This window comes from Streptomyces parvus (assembly GCF_014648875.1).
In the GTDB taxonomy this organism is placed as follows: domain Bacteria; phylum Actinomycetota; class Actinomycetes; order Streptomycetales; family Streptomycetaceae; genus Streptomyces; species Streptomyces parvus.
This window is the reverse complement of record NZ_BMRY01000003.1, coordinates 155,557-172,102: the sequence shown is the minus strand read 5'-3', so window position 1 is coordinate 172,102 and position 16,546 is coordinate 155,557. Positions and strand designations below refer to the sequence as shown.

The following is a 16,546-nucleotide window of genomic DNA, read 5'->3' as shown; positions in this document are numbered from 1 at the left end:
TCTTCGGGGGCACCGGAACCCTTCCGGGAGACCCGGATGTGCCGTTCAGCCCGCGCGCCGGGCCAGGGTCAGCCGGGAGCTGGTGAGAGCGGCGGCCAGCAGCCCGGCGAGCACCGGGACGACCAGGGCCAGCAGCCCGACGGTCTCCCACGGCATCACGATCGGTGTGTACGCCGACTGCATCGGGTCCTCGCGCATCTTCTCCAGCGCCGCGCGCAGGTCGGTCAGGCGCAGGGCGACCGCGGGGACGAGCCCCGCCACCGTCCCCAGCAGGACCCCGGTCAGGGCGACGACCAGGCACTGGAAGCCGGACAGCGAACGCCGGACGCCCGGGGGCGCGCCCACCGCGCTGAGCGTGGTGAGGTCGGCCTCCGCGTCGGCCTTGGACAGCCCGGTGGTGATGGCCGCCGCGCCCAGGGTCACCACACCGGCGAAGAGGGCGAGGATCAGCAGGATCGTGTCGTCCTGTGTCCGGAACCTCTCGTTCGAGCTCATCAGGTACGCGCGGTTTCCGGCCTGGTCGATCGCCGCGTAGGCAGCCTGGGCCTCGGCGTCCGTGGCGTCGCGCCCCAGCGCGTAGAAGCTGCCGTAGTCCTCGACGTGCAGGCCGAGCCGCTCGGCGGTCTTCTGCGGCATGACCATGCGGATGCCGGGGGTGGCGGCGAACCGGTCGGGCGCGACGTACACCTTCAGCCGGTCCGTCGTGGTGCGGGCCTTGCCGGGGTGCCGGGCCCGGTTCTTCTCGTCCCGGTCGCTGTAGAGGTGGGTCGCCTTGAGGGTCACCTCGCCGTTCTTCGCGTACGCCGAGTTCAGCAGGACGGGGGTGCCGTCGGCCAGGGCCTTCGCCGCCGCCGGGTCGTCGAGCTTCACGTAGGTGTCGAGGACGTCCGCGCCGCCTATGACGATCTTGTGTTCACCGGTGCCGAACGCGACCATCGTGTAGTTCTCGTCCATGCAGGCCGGGGAGTTCATCATGCGCTTGTGCTCGTCGGCCGAGAGCCGCAGGGCGAGTTCCTCGGCGCCCTTGCCCTTGAGTGGGCAGCTGTGGCCCGCGCCGGTGGGCTTGACGAGTTCGAGGGTGCCGCAGCCGTTCTCCTCCTCGTAGTAGACCGAGCAGTCGCTCCCGGCCCAGACCCGCCCGAAGTCGGCGGGCCTGCCGCTGACCGGATAGTTCTGCTCGACGGCCGCCCGGGAGCGGGGGAGTTCGGCGTCCGCGCCGATGCCGGAGGCCGCCAGCGCGACGGTGCCCGGGGTCAAGTTGGGCTCGAAGTCGTAGGCGTGCTGCGCGGCGCTGCTGCTCGTGTACGTGGCGATGGCGACGCTCCCCGCGACGGCCGCCATCACGGCGGCGACGGCGGGAGCGGTGCGGCCACGGTTGCGGGCCGCGTCGCGCAGCGCCATCCGGGGCGTCAGCGGGAGGCCTCGGCCGAGGCGTCCGAGGAACCCGACGATCACCGGGATGCAGGCGAGCACGCCCAGTTCGGCCAGGACGGAGCCACCGGCGACGAAGACCGTGTCGCCGGCCACCCCGCCGTAGACCGCGACGCCGACACCCGCGGTGAGCGCGATGACGCCGATGACGGGCAGCACGCGGGAGCTGCGACGGGTGCCGCGCCGGCCGGTGAGCGACTCCAGGACCGACTGGCGGCCCGCGACGATCGCCGGGGCGAGTGCGGCGAGGACACCGGTGACCAGGCCGAGCGCGGCGATGCCGAGGATCTCCCAGGGCCGTACGGTCAGTTCGCCGAAGCGGTTGCCGGTGAAGTCCTCGATCATCGGGCGGAACAGGGCGGTCAGGCCGAACCCGGCGCCGACCCCGGCCACCGCGCCGACCGCGCCGAGCACCGCGCCGCCCGCGAGCACCACGGCCCTGACCTGGCCCCGGCTGCCGCCGCACGAGCCGACCAGGCCCAGCTGACGGCGCGAACGCCGCGCGCCCACGGCGAACGCGGGGCCGGCCAGCAGCACGATCTCCAGGACGGCCATGGCGGCCACCGTGAGAACCGCGGCGGTGGTCTCGGCCTCGGTGGAATACCCGCTGCTCATCGAGGACATCGGGACCTCGGAGTCCGGCGGCGGGTTCAGGGCGACCTGGCGGGACTTGACCACCACGCCCCTCTCGTTGGCCGCGAGGATGTCCTGCCAGGTCACACCCGCCCCGGCCGGGCCCTTCACCAGCCACTTCGGATCGCTCGGCTGGGGCGGAAGGATCGTCTTGTCGCGGTCGGCGGCCTTCTGCCACGGGTCGATGACCGAGCCGGGGAGCGCGTACAGGGCGTCAGCCCGCAGGTCGGCGGGGAGTTCGACCGTGCCGGTGAGGGTGTAGGTCAGCTCGGGGCCGCGCACGGTGACGGAGTCGCCGATGGACAGCCCGGCGGCCTTGACGAAGTCCGAGGTCGCGGCGATCTCGTCCGGCTTGCGCGGGTAGGTGCCGTCGGTCAGCTCGATCCGGCCGCGCAGCATCGCGTCGGAGATGCGCAGCTCGCTGACCTCGGTGTCGGCGATGCCGTGCCGGGTGGTGACCGACGCGGGCACGCTCCGCTCGGTCAGATACCGCGAGCCCTCGGGGAAGGCGGCCGGTACGTCGACCGGCTTCGCCTGCTCTTCGGGGGTCGGGTCCGGGGCGCCCTCGGGGGTGCTCCAGTTGATGCCGTCCGGCATCTGCTGGAGCTTCACCGGGCCGACGCTCGTGGACATGAACCGCGCGTCGGCCGACCCCAGCTCCGCCGTCAGCTCCTCGGCCTTGGTGGGCAGGGCGCTGCGGTAGGTGAGGTCGGCGGCGGTCACACCGAGGACCGGCAGGGCGATCATCGCGACGACGAGGGCGCTGCGGCCCTTGGCCCGTGCCGCGTCGCGCCGGGCTATGCGGAAGGCTGCGCGCCAGCCGGGGAGAGGGCTCACGCGGTGGCCTCGGCGCTTCCGGCGGCGAGCAGGGAGTCGGCTCCCGTGGTCGCCGTCTGGTCGACGATCGAGCCGTCCCGGAGGAACACGACCCGGTCGGCCCAGGCCGCGTACCGGGGCTCATGGGTCACCATGACGCCCGCCGCGCCTTGGTCGCAGCGGGTGCGCAGCAGGGCGAGGACCGCCTCGCCGGTCTCGGAGTCGAGCGCTCCGGTCGGCTCGTCGGCGAGCACGAGGCGCCGGTCGCCGACGAGGGCGCGGGCGATGGCGACGCGTTGCTGCTGGCCGCCGGACATCTCGTCGGGGAAGCGGTCGGCGATCGCTTCGAGTTTCATCTCGGCCAGCGCGGTGAGGGCCTCCTTGCGGGCCTTGCGCACGGAGACGCCGTCGAGTTCGCGGGGCAGCGCGATGTTCTCGGCGGCGGTCAGGGCGGGGATGAGGTTGTAGTCCTGGAAGACGTATCCGACGCTGCGGCGGCGCAGGGCGGCCATCCCCTTGGGGCCGAGGGCGGCGAGGTCCTGGCCCTCGATCACGACCTGGCCGCTCGTGGCGGTGTCGAGCCCGCCGGCGAGGGTCAGCAGGGTGGACTTGCCGGAGCCGGAGGGGCCCATCACGGCGACCAGTTCGCCCGGGTGAACGGAGAGGTGGATCCCGCGCAGGGCGTGCACCTCGGCGACGCCGGAGCCATGGGTACGGGTCAGCGCCCGCAGTTCGAGTACGGGGCTGCCGCCGGGCGTCCCGGGGGACGACGACGGGGGCGGCTGGGTGGCTGGCGCGGGCATGACGGGTGGTTCCCCCTAGGAACAAGGTGGTGACGAGCGGGACGAGGATCCGGGCCGGAAGACGCCGGCGTCAGCGCCGGGAGCGGGTCCGGTCGGCCGGCGCACGGCCCGGACCGCGGGTGGCCGCCGGGCCGGGCTCGGCGGAGGGCTCGGTGGCGGCGGCCTCGGCGAGGCGGACGAGCCGGGACTCGCAGTGGTCGAGCCAGCGGGCCTCGGCCTCCGCCTGGAAGATCAGCTGCTCCACGACGAGGAGCCAGGCGACCTCGTCCCGATTGGCAGGGACGTCGGCCAGGGCCTGGGCCTTGAGCCGGGTGTAGTCCTGCATCGCCTTCAGCGTGTGGTGGCGCTGGGACTGGATGACGTCCCGGATGTCGACGCCCGGGGCCCCCACGGCCATGGCGAGCTTGATGGCCAGTTCGTCGCGGGGCGGACTGGTGCGGTCCACGGGGGTCTCGAACCAGCTGCGCAGTTCGGTGCGGCCCTCGTCGGTGATCGCGTAGAGGTCGTGCCCGGCGTCGTCCGAGCCGTCCTGGACGATCAGGCCGTCGCGCTCCAGCCGACTGAGCGTCGTGTAGACCTGACCGACGTTCAGGGGCCAGGTGGAACCGGTGCGCGACTCGAACTCGGTGCGGAGCCGGGACCCGTAACGAGGGCCCCGTTCCAGCAGGGCCAGCAGGCCGTGGCGAATGGACATACCGAGTATGTATACCGAGTATGTTCGTCCTGGCAAGTCTCGTCGGAGCGGAACGGGAGGGGGTACGGCGCTCAGTTCGTCCGGCGCACGAGTTTCAGTTCGCCCGGTGCACGAGTTCAGTTCGTCCGACGCATACGGAATGCGAGGAAGCCGAGTCCCAGCCCGACCAGGGCGATGCCCGTACCGAGCGAGACCTCCTGCACCCGCCGTACGGCCGCTGCGTCCAGCGCCTGCCCGGATCGTTGTCCCGGATCTCTGAACGCGTCGGGCGGCGGGGTGGAAGCAGGCAGGTCGACGGGGTCCGCGATCCCCTCGTCGGCCTCCTCCGGCGGATCCTCCCTGTCGGGATCCTCGGCCCGCGCCGGCTCCATCGGCGACAGCGAACGCCCGGGGCGCTCCTTGCCGGCCCCGGCCTCGCGCCCGGCCAGGGGTGCGGTCGACCCGGACACGTCGGGCGAAGCGGAAGGAGACGCAGAGGGCTCGTGCTCATCGGCCTCGGGCCCGGAACCGGCTTCGGCTCCGGCGGAGGACTGCGTGCCGTCCCCGGTCGCCGCCGTGGAGGACGGGCCCGGCCAGGTCCCCGACGCTCCGGAAGCCGGAACGCCGGACGGCAGGGGCAGCGCGGAGGGGAGCGCCGAGGGCGACGCGGAGCCCGAGGGGGCAGGGGGCGAGGACACGGAGGCGGACGCGGTGGCGGCGGGGCTCGACGTCCCGGGGGCCGTGGCGGTGACGGACGGCGGGCCGTCGGGCGCCGATGAACCGTGGGCGGAGCCGGCCGGCGGCCCCAGCGCCGCTCCGGCCGCCGCCAGCAGACAGACCGCACACCTCGACGACCATGCGGCCGGAAGTCCTGGAGCCATGAGATCAGCGTCACACGGGCCCCCGCGTCCGGCATCCCGGACGCGGTATCCGGAAGGCAGGGGCCTGTTAATGGTCCACGTACCGGTCCATGACGAAGATCCGGCGAGATCCGTGAACCGTAACGATCACCTTCGGACACCGACGTTTCAGGACGGCGGACCGCCGGGTGCAGGGTGGCTTCCCGGTGGTCAGGACGGCTTCCGGGTGGTTCAGGACGGCATCCCGGTGGTCAGGACGGCTTGCCGGTGGAGACCTTCAGCTCGAAGTGGGCGCCGCGCTCGTCGACCGCCGTACCGGAGGACGGGAACTGCCCGACGACCTGGTCCTCGGCATACGTGTTGCCCGGCTCCTCGATCACCTTGACCGTCCAGCCCGCGGCGGCCGCGCACGACTTCGCCGAGAGGACGTCCTTGTAGATGAAGTTGGGCGCGCGGACCTTCTTCGGGTCGTTGGAGTCCTCGGAGGCGTTCGAGCACTCCGTTTCCTTCATCGTCCGGTTGCGCTCCGGCGGGCGGTAGCCCTCCACCTGCTCGGTGCCGCTCTCGCCGCCCTTGCCCGCCTCGTCGTCCTTGCCGTCGCCCTGGAGGGCGATCGCGGTGATCAGGCCTCCGACGGCCAGCAGGGCCACGACGATCGAGCCGACGATGACCGGCATGTTCCGCTTCGAGCCGGCGCGGTCGGTGGTGCCGACGGCCGTCGCGTGCTGCGGGCTGATCGAGTACGGCGGCGGGGTCTGGTGGGACAGGGGGCCCGGGGTCGGGTAGCCCTGGACCTGGCCGGACTGCGGGTAGCCGTAGCTCGGCGCGGGGGTGGGCTGGTTGTACGGCCCGGGCTGCTGGTGCGGGTGGGGCTGGTACGGCGTCTGGACGCTCTGGGGCGCCGGGGTGCTCTGGTCGACCGGCGGGAACACCGCCGAGCCGACGCCGGACCCGCTGTTGGCGGGCCCGCCGCCGGACACGATCATCGGGGCGCCGGTCTGGCCGCCGGAGGCGTTCAGGACGCGGGCGATCTCGTCGCGCATCGCGGCGGCGCTGGGGAAGCGCTCGTTCGGGTTCTTCTTGAGGGCGCGGGCGACGAGGGCGTCCATCGCCGGGGTGACTGACCGGTTGATGCTGGAGGGCGCGACCGGCTCCTCCTGGACATGCGCGTACGCGATGGCCAGCGGCGAGTCCGCGTCGAACGGGATCCGGCCGGTGAGCAGCTGGAAGAGCATGATGCCCACCGAATACAGGTCGGACCGCGCGTCGACGCCGCGGCCGAGGGCCTGCTCGGGGGAGAGGTACTGCGGGGTGCCGACGACCATGCCGGTCTGGGTCATCGAGGTGACGCCGGACTGCATGGCGCGGGCGATGCCGAAGTCCATGACCTTGACGACGCCGCGCTTGGTCATCATCACGTTGCCCGGCTTGATGTCCCGGTGGACCAGGCCCATCTCGTGGCTGGTCTCCAGGGCGGCGAGCACGTCCGCCGTCACCTTGAGGGCCTTCTCGGCGGGCATCGCGCCGTGCTGACGGATATCGGCGGCCAGCACCGAGCCGAGCGGCTGCCCCTCGACGTACTCCATGACGATGTACGGCATCAGCGCACCGCCGAGCTCGTCCTCGCCGGTGTCGAAGACGGAGACGATGTTGGTGTGCTGGAGCTTGGCGACGGCCTGTGCCTCGCGCCGGAAGCGCTCGCGGAAGGACTGCTCGCGGCCGAGCTCGGTGTGCAGGGTCTTGATCGCGACCTGGCGGTCCAGGGCGGAGTCGTAGGCCAGGTAGACGGAAGCCATCCCGCCCTCGCCGAGCAGGTCGCGCAGCTGGTAGCGGCCGCCCGCGACCGCCCCGCCCGCGTAGCGGCCCTGTGCGCCGTCCTGGCTCATGACTTGCATCCCCCTCGGCGGCGCGCGGTCGCACGCGGTTTCTCTGTCCGACGTGTTTCTGTCTGACGTGATTGCGTGCGGCGCGGTTCCCGTACAACGCGATTACGCGCCAAGTCTGCCGTAGGGGTCCGACACGTCAAGCCGGGTGCCCGTTCCGTGACCCTACGCACAAGAAGCGTCTCGGAAGCGTTACAGGAAACGCATCAAATTCATGGGGAGGACGCGCCGGGCGGTCCGATGATCCTGCCCGAGCGGAACCGGGGTGTCCGGCGGAGGCTGTAGCGTGACGTGGCAATGCACCAAGTGCAGCAAGGCACCGTGAGAACCCGCGGACGCGCGGACAGATACGACGGCGAGGACTGATGGCACCCGATTCCGAAGCAAACGGCGGCGGAGTCTCGGATGGCACCGACTCCTGGGGCGTCGGCGGCGTCGTCGGGGACGGCCGTTACCGGATGACCCACCGGCTCGGCCGGGGCGGCATGGCAGAGGTCTACGCGGCGGAGGACGTCCGGCTCGGACGCACGGTCGCGGTGAAGCTGCTCCGTTCCGATCTGGCCGAGGACCCGGTCTCCAAGGCCCGCTTCACCCGCGAGGCACAGTCCGTCGCGGGCCTCAACCACCATGCGATCGTCGCCGTGTACGACTCCGGCGAGGACGTCGTGGGCGGCCAGACCGTCCCGTACATCGTGATGGAACTGGTCGAGGGCCGCACCATCCGCGATCTGCTCCTGACCGCCGAGGCCCCGCCGCCCGAGCAGGCGCTGATCATCGTCTCGGGTGTGCTGGAAGCCCTCGCGTACTCGCACCAGCACGGCATCGTGCACCGCGACATCAAGCCCGCCAACGTGATCATCACGGATTCCGGCGCGGTCAAGGTGATGGACTTCGGCATCGCCCGCGCGCTGCACGGCGCGCAGTCGACGATGACCCAGACCGGCATGGTCATGGGCACGCCGCAGTACCTCTCCCCCGAGCAGGCCCTCGGCAAGGCCGTCGACCACCGGTCCGACCTGTACGCCACCGGCTGCCTGCTCTACGAGCTGCTGGCGCTGCGGCCCCCGTTCACCGGCGAGACCCCGCTCTCGGTGGTCTACCAGCACGTCCAGGACATCCCGGTGCCGCCCTCCGAGGTCTCGGACGTCGTGCCGCCGGAGCTGGACGGGATGGTGATGCGCTCGCTGGCGAAGGACCCCGACGACCGGTTCCAGAGCGCCGAGGAGATGCGCGGACTCGTCCAGTACAGCCTGCAGATGCTCCAGGTGCAGGGCGGCCACACGGGCACCTGGAACACCGGCCCGGTCGCGCTGCGCGAGGGGGGCCAGACTCCGCCGCACGGTATGGCCGGCTCCACTCAGGTGATGGGCGCGGGGCACCCGATGCACGGGGACACCTCGCAGGGCCCGATCCTGCCCCCGTACAACCCGGACGACGGGGGGTACGACGGCGGGCAGGGGCGTCCCGGCGGGCGCGGCAAGATGTGGCTCTTCGTTCTGCTGGCCCTGATCGCGATCGGGGCGGGCGTGGCCTTCGCCCTCAACGCGGCGCAGGGTGACGGCGACAAGGACAAGGACCCGGTCACTCCGTCCACCTCGGTCAGCCAGTCCGAGGAGGAGCCCTCGGAGGAGCCGACCGAGGAGGAGAGCGAGGAGCCGGAGGAGCCGGACACCACCAGCGGCGGCCAGACCGAGCCGAACCCGCCGCCGTGGACCCCGGACCCGACCCCGAGCGAGCCGACGTTCAGCCCGTCCCCGACGCCGACCGACACGGACGGCGGCGCGTCGGACGGCTCCACCAGCGAAGGCAGCACCGGGGAGCCCACGGGCGAGCCCACGGACCCGACGACCGACCCCGGCACCCCGGGCGGCGCCGGTGACGACGGCGGCGCCGGCGGGGAGGACGGCGGCGGTACGGGGACGACGCCCGGCGAGGTGGCGGCCGGCGCCACGACGGGCTGAGTCACTCCGTGAAGGCCGCGCACACCGCCTCGTACTCGCGCGTCCACCACACCGCCAGGGCCGACACCGCGGGAAACTGCGGGTCGGCCCTGCGGTCGTCCAGGCGGTAGCGCCAGCGGAGTATCCAGAAGTCGTTGAGCCGCTCCCACCACACCCGGTGCACCGCGGCCGCCAGCTCCCCGGCCCCCGCCCCGGCGGCCCGCCGGTACGCCCGGGCGTACGCGCGTACCTTCGCGAGGTCCAGCTCCCCGGCCGGCCGGACGAAGAAGATCGCTGCCGCCCGTACCGCCTCCTCGGCGCGCGGCTGTACGTCCAGCCGGTCCCAGTCCACGATCGCGACGGGGTCGGCGCCCCGGTAGAGCAGGTTCAGCGGGTGGAAGTCCCCGTGCACCCAGCCGGTGGCGGGCCCCTCCGGTGTGGGCGGGCGGCGGTGGGCGTGCTGTTCGAGCAGGGCGCGGCGCTCCACGAGCCGGTGCTCGGCGAGTTCGTCGAAGGCGTCGCGCGGGGTGTTCCGGCCGTCCTGTCCGCGCGCGGCGGCCAGCAGGTCGTCGATCAGGGTGAAGGTGTCGACGGCGTCCGGGCTGTGGTGCCCCGGCCGGGCGGGCGGGCTCGCGCGCGGCGGGCCGTCGCGCGGTGCCATCACCTGCTCCAGACCGGTGTGCACGGTGCCGAGGAGCGTGCCGAGCCGGCGCGACTGGGCGAGGGTGAGCTGGGCGCCGACCCGGTGGAGGCCGTCGACCCAGGGGTGCAGGGCGTAGCAGCGTTCACCGATCACGGTGACGGTCTCACCCCGGGTGTCCGTCAGGGGCGGGACGACGGGGACGCCGAGCGACTGCAGGCGCTGGGTGGCACGGTGCTGGCGCACGATCGCGGCGCGTTCGCCGCTGGTGTCGTCCAGGTGCTTCTTGTCGAGATGATGCTTGAGGAAGTAGGAACCGCTCGTGGTGGAGACGCGGTATCCGTGGTTCAGCAGGCCCTTGGTGATCGGCTCGCAGGCGAGCGGCTCGCCCACGCCCGGATATCGGCGCAGCACCTTGCCGACCGGGGGAACAGGTGGACGAGTGACATATGAGCGCGGCACTTACCAGATGTTAGATCACTCTGCGTGGTCGCTTCGCGGACTTGCGGTCACGCCCACCGGTGCGCTAAAGCACCACGGAGCCGACGTCTCAGAAGTCCAGCCTGTGTTCCGTGACGAAATGCGGATCGACCCGGAGGTACGCCGGCGCGTAGGGCTCCCCGTTGACGCTGACGGGGGCCGCGCCGAACAGTTCCTCCTGCTCGCGGCAGGGGTGCACGATCTCGGCGGGCCCGGTGAACTGCACCGACCACAGGTTGCCGCCGTCGCCCGACGCCGCGTCGTTGTAGTTGTCCGCCCCGTACGCGACGACGCTCCCGTCGCACGCCTCGTGGTGGCCGAAGCCCCGGTGCATCCGCAGCAGGATGTGGCCGTCGCTCACGATGTGCCGGGCCACCGCCAGGAACGGCAGGGCCCGCATGCTGGTCGCGAGACGGCCGTAGGGGACCCGGCCGAGCAGATCGAGCGGCTCGGCCGGCCCGGTCCGCTCGATCGTGCCGACCGCGCGCGTGCCGACCGCGCGGCGTTCGCGGGGGGAGCCGTGGGAGTCGAAGGACATGGCTTCCACTGTCCCCCGGGCGTAGGGGCCGCGTAAGAGTCGCCTGCCCCGGGTGGCGCGGGACCAAAGTCCCGCCGCCCGCGGCGGTTCAGCGTCGCTCGGCCTGGAGCCGTGCGACGTACGCGGCGGCCTGTGAGCGGCGCTCCATGCCCAGCTTGGACAGCAGGCTGGACACGTAGTTCTTGATGGTCTTCTCGGCGAGGTGCAGCCGCTCCCCGATGACCCGGTTGGTCAGCCCCTCCCCGATCAGATCCAGGATCTTGCGCTCCTGCTCGGTGAGGCCCGCCAGCCGGTCGTCGCCCTTGGCGGTGCCGCCGTCGCGCAGCCGCTCCAGGACCCGGGCGGTCGCCACCGGATCCAGCAGGGATTTTCCGGCCGCCACGTCCCGTACGGCATTCAGCAGTTCATTGCCGCGGATCGCCTTCAGCACATAGCCCGAGGCGCCCGCCATGATCGCGTCGAAAAGCGCCTCGTCATCGGCGTACGAGGTGAGCATCAGGCATTTGATGTTCTCGTCCTGGGAACGGACTTCCCGGCACACCTCCACTCCGCTGCCGTCCGGCAGCCGCACGTCGAGCACCGCCACGTCGGGCCGCGTCGCCGGGATCCGCGCCAGGGCGTCCGCGGCCGTACCGGCCTCGCCGACCACCTCGATGTCCGGTTCGGAGGCGAGCAGCTCATGGACGCCGCGCCGGACGACCTCGTGATCGTCGAGCAGAAATACTGTGATTTTTCCATCTTCGCGCACGACCGCAGTCTCACATACTCCCTTCCCCTCCGCTCTTCCCTGGCGCTGATCCGCGGGATAACGTGCCGTTGTTCCGGCGGCCTGCAAGGCTGTTTCCAGTGCCCTGACCAGCAGTGCTTCGCGGTTTTCTCGATTTACTTGGAAATCCAAGCAAAAACGCAGGTCAGAGAGGGTTTCGCAGTTATGCGATGCACTGGGTAACGTGCCTATGACAGGGCGCTCGCCGGGGCACCTGTCACGCCTGATCCCGGCCCGACCGGCACCCACCCCGTGCACGGCTCCGGACTCAGGCGAGCCGCACTGGTTCCCGGCGGACCCCGGGGGCCGGACCGACGGAGGAGCACGCACGTGACCGTGGAGAGCACTGCCGCCGCGCGTAAACCGCGACGCGCCAGCAAGCGGACCAGCGCCGCGAAGAAGCCGCAGAGCGCCGAGCCCCAGCTCGTACAGCTGCTGACGCCCGAGGGCGAGCGCGTCGAGCACCCGGACTACAGCATCGACCTGAGCGCGGAAGAGCTGCGCGGCCTGTACCGGGACATGGTCCTCACGCGCCGCTTCGACGCCGAGGCGACCGCCCTCCAGCGTCAGGGCGAGCTGGGCCTGTGGGCCTCGCTGCTCGGCCAGGAGGCCGCCCAGATCGGCAGTGGCCGCGCCCTGCGCGACGACGACTACGTCTTCCCGACCTACCGGGAGCACGGCGTCGCCTGGTGCCGCGGCGTCGACCCGACCAACCTGCTCGGCATGTTCCGCGGCGTGAACCACGGCGGCTGGGACCCGAACAGCAACAACTTCCACCTGTACACGATCGTCATCGGCTCGCAGACGCTGCACGCCACCGGCTACGCCATGGGCGTCGCCAAGGACGGTGCGGACTCCGCCGTGATCGCGTACTTCGGTGACGGCGCCTCCAGCCAGGGAGACGTCGCCGAGTCGTTCACCTTCTCCGCGGTCTACAACGCCCCGGTCGTCTTCTTCTGCCAGAACAACCAGTGGGCCATCTCCGAGCCCACCGAGCGCCAGACCCGCGTGCCGCTCTACCAGCGCGCCCAGGGCTTCGGCTTCCCCGGCGTCCGCGTCGACGGCAACGACGTCCTCGCCTGTCTCGCCGTCACCCGCTCCGCGCTGGAGCGGGCCCGTCGCGGCGAGGGCCCGACCCTCGTCGAGGCGTTCACGTACCGCATGGGCGCCCACACCACCTCCGACGACCCGACGAAGTACCGGGCCGACGAGGAGCGGGCCGCGTGGGAGGCCAAGGACCCGATCCTGCGGCTGCGGACGTACCTGGAGAAGTCCGGCCACGCCGACGAGGCGTTCTTCACTGCCCTGGACGAGGAGAGCGAGACCCTCGGCAAGCGGGTACGGGAAGCGGTACGCGCGATGCCCGATCCGGAGCCGATGGCCCTGTTCGAGCACGCCTACGCCGACGGGAACTCCCTCGTGGACGAGGAGCGGGCCCAGTTCGCCGCCTACCAGGCATCGTTCGCCGACTCTGCCGAGGAGGGCAAGTAGCCATGGCCGTGGAAAAGATGTCCATCGCGAAAGCGCTCAACGAGTCGCTCCGCCTCGCCCTCGACACCGACCCCAAGGTCCTCATCATGGGTGAGGACGTGGGCAAGCTCGGCGGTGTCTTCCGGATCACCGACGGGCTCCAGAAGGACTTCGGCGAGGAGCGGGTGATCGACACCCCGCTCGCCGAGTCCGGCATCGTCGGCACGGCCATCGGTCTGGCCCTGCGCGGCTACCGCCCCATCGTCGAGATCCAGTTCGACGGTTTCGTCTTCCCCGCGTACGACCAGATCGTCACGCAGCTCGCCAAGATGCACGCCCGTGCGCTCGGCAAGGTCAAGCTGCCCGTCGTCGTGCGTATTCCGTACGGCGGTGGCATCGGCGCGGTCGAGCACCACAGCGAGTCCCCCGAGGCGCTCTTCGCGCATGTGGCGGGTCTGAAGGTGGTCTCGCCGTCCAACGCGAGCGATGCGTACTGGATGATGCAGCAGGCCGTTCAGAGCGACGACCCGGTGATCTTCTTCGAGCCGAAGCGGCGTTACTGGGACAAGGGCGAGGTCGACACCGAGTCCATTCCCGGTCCGCTGCACAGGGCCGTCACGGCCCGTGAGGGCAGTGACCTCACGCTCGTCGCGTACGGGCCGATGGTCAAGGTCTGCCTGGAGGCGGCCGCGGCCGCCCAGGAGGAGGGCAAGTCGGTCGAGGTCCTGGACCTGCGCTCGATGGCCCCGATCGACTTCGACGCCATCCAGAAGTCGGCGGAGAAGACGGGCCGGGTCGTGGTCGTCCACGAGGCGCCCGTCTTCTACGGTTCCGGCGCGGAGATCGCCGCCCGGATCACCGAGCGCTGCTTCTACCACCTCGAAGCCCCTGTGCTGCGGGTCGGCGGCTATCACGTCCCCTACCCGCCGGCCCGGCTGGAGGACGAGTACCTGCCCGGCCTGGACCGGGTGCTCGACGCCGTCGACCGCTCGCTGGCGTTCTGAGGAGAGGGTTCGTGACGACGATGACCGAAACGTCTGCTCGCTTCCGTGAGTTCAAGATGCCCGACGTGGGCGAAGGACTGACCGAGGCCGAGATCCTCAAGTGGTTCGTCCAGCCCGGCGACACCGTCACCGACGGCCAGGTCGTGTGCGAGGTCGAGACCGCGAAGGCGGCCGTCGAGCTGCCGATCCCGTTCGACGGGGTGGTGCACGAGCTGCGCTTCCCCGAGGGCACGACCGTCGACGTCGGCCAGGTGATCATCGCGATCGACGTGGCCCCGGGCAGCGGCGACGCGCCCGCCCCGGCCGCCGCCGCTCCGGTCCAGGAGCCGGCCGCGGAGCCCGAGGCGGAAGCCGAGCCGAAGGGCCGTACGCCGGTCCTGGTGGGCTACGGGGTCGCCGAGTCCTCCACCAAGCGCCGCCCGCGCAAGGGTGCGGCCGCCGCTCCCGAGGCCGCCGCCGTCGCGGCGGCGGTGCAGGCCGAGCTGAACGGGCACGGGGCGCCAGCCGCGCCGACTCCGGCCCCGGCTGTTCCCGTCCAGGGCGGCCGTCCGCTCGCCAAGCCCCCGGTCCGCAAGCTGGCCAAGGACCTGGGCATCGACCTGGCGACGGTGGTGCCGACCGGCAAGGACGGCATCATCACCCGCGAGGACGTCCACGCGGCGGCGGCCCCGGCCGCTCCCGAGGCTCCCGCGGCCGTCGCGTCCCCGGTGGCCCCCGCGCCGGCGGTCGCCGAGGCCCCTGCGGTGGCCTCCGACTCCGCCCGCGAGACCCGTATCCCGGTCAAGGGCGTGCGCAAGGCGATCGCGCAGGCGATGGTCGGTTCGGCCTTCACCGCTCCGCACGTCACCGAGTTCGTCACGGTCGACGTGACGCGCACGATGAAGCTCGTGGCCGAGCTCAAGGAGGACAAGGACATGGCGGGGGTGCGGGTCAACCCGCTGCTCGTCATCGCCAAGGCCCTCCTCGTCGCGATCAAGCGGAACCCCGAGGTCAACGCCGCCTGGGACGAGGCCAACCAGGAGATCGTGCAGAAGCACTACGTCAACCTGGGCATCGCGGCGGCCACCCCGCGCGGTCTGATCGTGCCGAACATCAAGGACGCGCACGACAAGACGCTGCCGCAGCTCGCGGAGGCGCTGGGCGAGCTGGTCACCACGGCCCGGGACGGCAAGACGTCCCCGGCGGCGATGGCCGGCGGCACGGTGACCATCACCAACGTCGGCGTCTTCGGCGTCGACACCGGTACGCCGATCCTCAACCCGGGCGAGTCCGCGATCCTGGCGGTCGGTGCGATCAAGCTCCAGCCGTGGGTCCACAAGGGCAAGGTGAAGCCGCGTCAGGTCACCACGCTGGCCCTGTCGTTCGACCACCGTCTGGTCGACGGCGAGCTGGGCTCCAAGGTGCTGGCCGATGTGGCGGCGATCCTGGAGCAGCCGAAGCGGCTCATCACCTGGGCCTGATCGACGAACGGAAGAAGGGTGCGGCCACCGGCGGTGGCCGCACCCTTCTGTCACGCCCGGTGCCGGTTCAGTCGCGCTGTGCGCCCTGGGGCAGCGTGCGCAGCTTCATGGTCGACGCGGTGCTGGAACCGTAGTAGTGGTCGAGCAGCTTGGCCGCGTCGTTGTAGCGGTCGGTGCCATTCAGGATGACGCCGACGTACGTCTTGTCGCCCCGGGTGGCGGCGAAGATGAGGCAGGGACCCGCCGCAGTGCCGGTGCCGGTCTTGATGCCGACGGCGCCGCTGTAGGAGCCGAGCAGCTGGTTGGTGTTGTACCAGGTGTACGTGCGGGTCCCGCCGGTGCTGGTCGTCATGGGGGCCACGTACTTGGTGGTGCTCATGATGCCGCGCAGGGTCGAGCCCCGCATCGCGTAGCTGGCGAGCTGCGCGAGGTCGCGCGGGGTCGAGTAGTTGTTCCCGGCCGCCGAAATGCCGTCGAACGAGTCGAACTTGGTGTTGGTCATCCCGAGCGATGCGGCCTTGGCGTTCATCTGGCCGATGAACTGCTTGGTCCGGGCGGCCCGGGTGGAGCCCACGCCGAAGGTGTCGGCGAGCGCGTACGCCGCGTCGCAGCCGGACGGAAGCATCAGGGCGTGCAGCAGCTGACGGACCGTCGCCTTGTCGCCGGTCCGCAGATCCGCCGTGCTGGCGCCCTGGGCCGTGACGTAGTCGCGGTAGGCCTGCGAGATGGTCACCTTGCGGGACAGATCGACGCCGGGGGTGTTGAGGACCACGGCGGCGGTCATGACCTTGGTGGTGCTGGCCATCTGCCGCTTGATGTCGGCGGCCTTGCCGTACTTCTTGGCGCCGGTCGCCCGGTCCTGCAGGAACGCGCCCTTGGCGCTGAGCGTCGGCAGGGCGGCAGCGGCCTGGGCAGGCGACGCGAGGGGCATGACCCCGAGCATCACGCCACCGGATACGACGGCTGCGACGACAGAGTTACGCAGGCGCTTGCCGCGGACCTTGTGACCGGCCTCGGGGCGGGTCTTGTGGCTCGATATCAATGAACGCTCCGATTTCGCGAATGCATTGAGGGACCGGCCAGATGGAAAGCCCCCGATACGAGACTCATGACCGGCCCGCAAGGATGTACGCAGCCAGGGCAAAGAAT

At 71.5% G+C, this 16,546-nt stretch carries 13 protein-coding genes; 4 read left to right on the top strand and 9 right to left on the bottom strand.

Going from position 1 to position 16,546, the window contains the following annotated elements:
• Nucleotides 1–45: 45 nt before the first annotated feature.
• The 5 genes from IE140_RS10990 to IE140_RS10970 form a co-directional block, all read right to left on the bottom strand.
• The gene (locus tag IE140_RS10990; RefSeq protein WP_150195218.1) at nucleotides 46–2,901 is read right to left on the bottom strand and encodes an FtsX-like permease family protein; all 2,856 of its coding nucleotides are present in this window, start codon (nucleotides 2,899–2,901) and stop codon (nucleotides 46–48) included.
• Nucleotides 2,898–3,683 carry an ABC transporter ATP-binding protein gene (locus IE140_RS10985; RefSeq protein WP_150195216.1) on the bottom strand — a complete coding sequence of 262 codons (786 nt, stop codon included), beginning with the start codon at nucleotides 3,681–3,683 and terminating at the stop codon, nucleotides 2,898–2,900. Before IE140_RS10985 ends, IE140_RS10990 begins: the two co-directional genes overlap by 4 nt.
• Nucleotides 3,684–3,753: 70 nt before the next feature.
• The gene (locus IE140_RS10980; protein WP_093444200.1) at nucleotides 3,754–4,377 is read right to left on the bottom strand and encodes a PadR family transcriptional regulator; all 624 of its coding nucleotides are present in this window, start codon (nucleotides 4,375–4,377) and stop codon (nucleotides 3,754–3,756) included.
• Nucleotides 4,378–4,493: 116 nt separating this feature from the next.
• Complete coding sequence (locus tag IE140_RS10975) at nucleotides 4,494–5,237, bottom strand: hypothetical protein (protein WP_150195214.1); 744 nt, start codon at nucleotides 5,235–5,237, stop codon at nucleotides 4,494–4,496.
• A 230-nt stretch (nucleotides 5,238–5,467) separates the two neighbouring features.
• Nucleotides 5,468–7,102, bottom strand: a complete 1,635-nt coding sequence (locus IE140_RS10970) for a protein kinase domain-containing protein (RefSeq protein WP_189460336.1) — start codon at nucleotides 7,100–7,102, stop codon at nucleotides 5,468–5,470.
• Nucleotides 7,103–7,464: 362 nt separating this feature from the next.
• On the opposite strand from IE140_RS10970, the gene IE140_RS10965 reads away from it, so the two are divergent.
• Nucleotides 7,465–9,060 carry a protein kinase domain-containing protein gene (locus IE140_RS10965; protein ID WP_150196230.1) on the top strand — a complete coding sequence of 532 codons (1,596 nt, stop codon included), beginning with the start codon at nucleotides 7,465–7,467 and terminating at the stop codon, nucleotides 9,058–9,060.
• Between the two features lies 1 nt (nucleotide 9,061).
• Here the strand turns inward: IE140_RS10965 and IE140_RS10960 are convergent, their stop codons facing one another.
• From IE140_RS10960 to IE140_RS10950, 3 genes are all read right to left on the bottom strand, one after another.
• Nucleotides 9,062–10,093 carry a phosphotransferase gene (locus IE140_RS10960; RefSeq protein ID WP_150196232.1) on the bottom strand — a complete coding sequence of 344 codons (1,032 nt, stop codon included), beginning with the start codon at nucleotides 10,091–10,093 and terminating at the stop codon, nucleotides 9,062–9,064.
• A 136-nt stretch (nucleotides 10,094–10,229) separates the two neighbouring features.
• Nucleotides 10,230–10,697, bottom strand: coding sequence for a pyridoxamine 5'-phosphate oxidase family protein (locus IE140_RS10955; RefSeq protein ID WP_107412327.1), 468 nt, complete (start codon nucleotides 10,695–10,697; stop codon nucleotides 10,230–10,232).
• Between the two features lie 88 nt (nucleotides 10,698–10,785).
• Entirely contained in the window at nucleotides 10,786–11,445 is a 660-nt protein-coding gene (locus tag IE140_RS10950) for a response regulator (RefSeq protein ID WP_030806973.1), read from the bottom strand.
• Nucleotides 11,446–11,793: 348 nt separating this feature from the next.
• Here IE140_RS10950 and pdhA point away from each other — a divergent pair, with 348 nt between their 5' ends.
• From pdhA to IE140_RS10935, 3 genes are read left to right on the top strand one after another with little or no spacing between them, the layout of a single operon-like run.
• Nucleotides 11,794–12,954, top strand: coding sequence for a pyruvate dehydrogenase (acetyl-transferring) E1 component subunit alpha (pdhA, locus tag IE140_RS10945; RefSeq protein WP_032764528.1), 1,161 nt, complete (start codon nucleotides 11,794–11,796; stop codon nucleotides 12,952–12,954).
• A gap of 2 nt (nucleotides 12,955–12,956) precedes the next feature.
• Nucleotides 12,957–13,937: an alpha-ketoacid dehydrogenase subunit beta gene (locus IE140_RS10940; protein ID WP_093444194.1), complete on the top strand. Its 981-nt coding sequence runs from the start codon at nucleotides 12,957–12,959 to the stop codon at nucleotides 13,935–13,937.
• A gap of 11 nt (nucleotides 13,938–13,948) precedes the next feature.
• Complete coding sequence (locus IE140_RS10935; RefSeq protein WP_150196229.1) at nucleotides 13,949–15,397, top strand: dihydrolipoamide acetyltransferase family protein; 1,449 nt, start codon at nucleotides 13,949–13,951, stop codon at nucleotides 15,395–15,397.
• 67 nt (nucleotides 15,398–15,464) lie between these two features.
• Here the strand turns inward: IE140_RS10935 and IE140_RS10930 are convergent, their stop codons facing one another.
• On the bottom strand, nucleotides 15,465–16,340 hold the full coding sequence (locus IE140_RS10930; RefSeq protein ID WP_093444192.1) for a D-alanyl-D-alanine carboxypeptidase family protein: 876 nt from the start codon (nucleotides 16,338–16,340) through the stop codon (nucleotides 15,465–15,467).
• Nucleotides 16,341–16,546 lie beyond the last annotated feature (206 nt).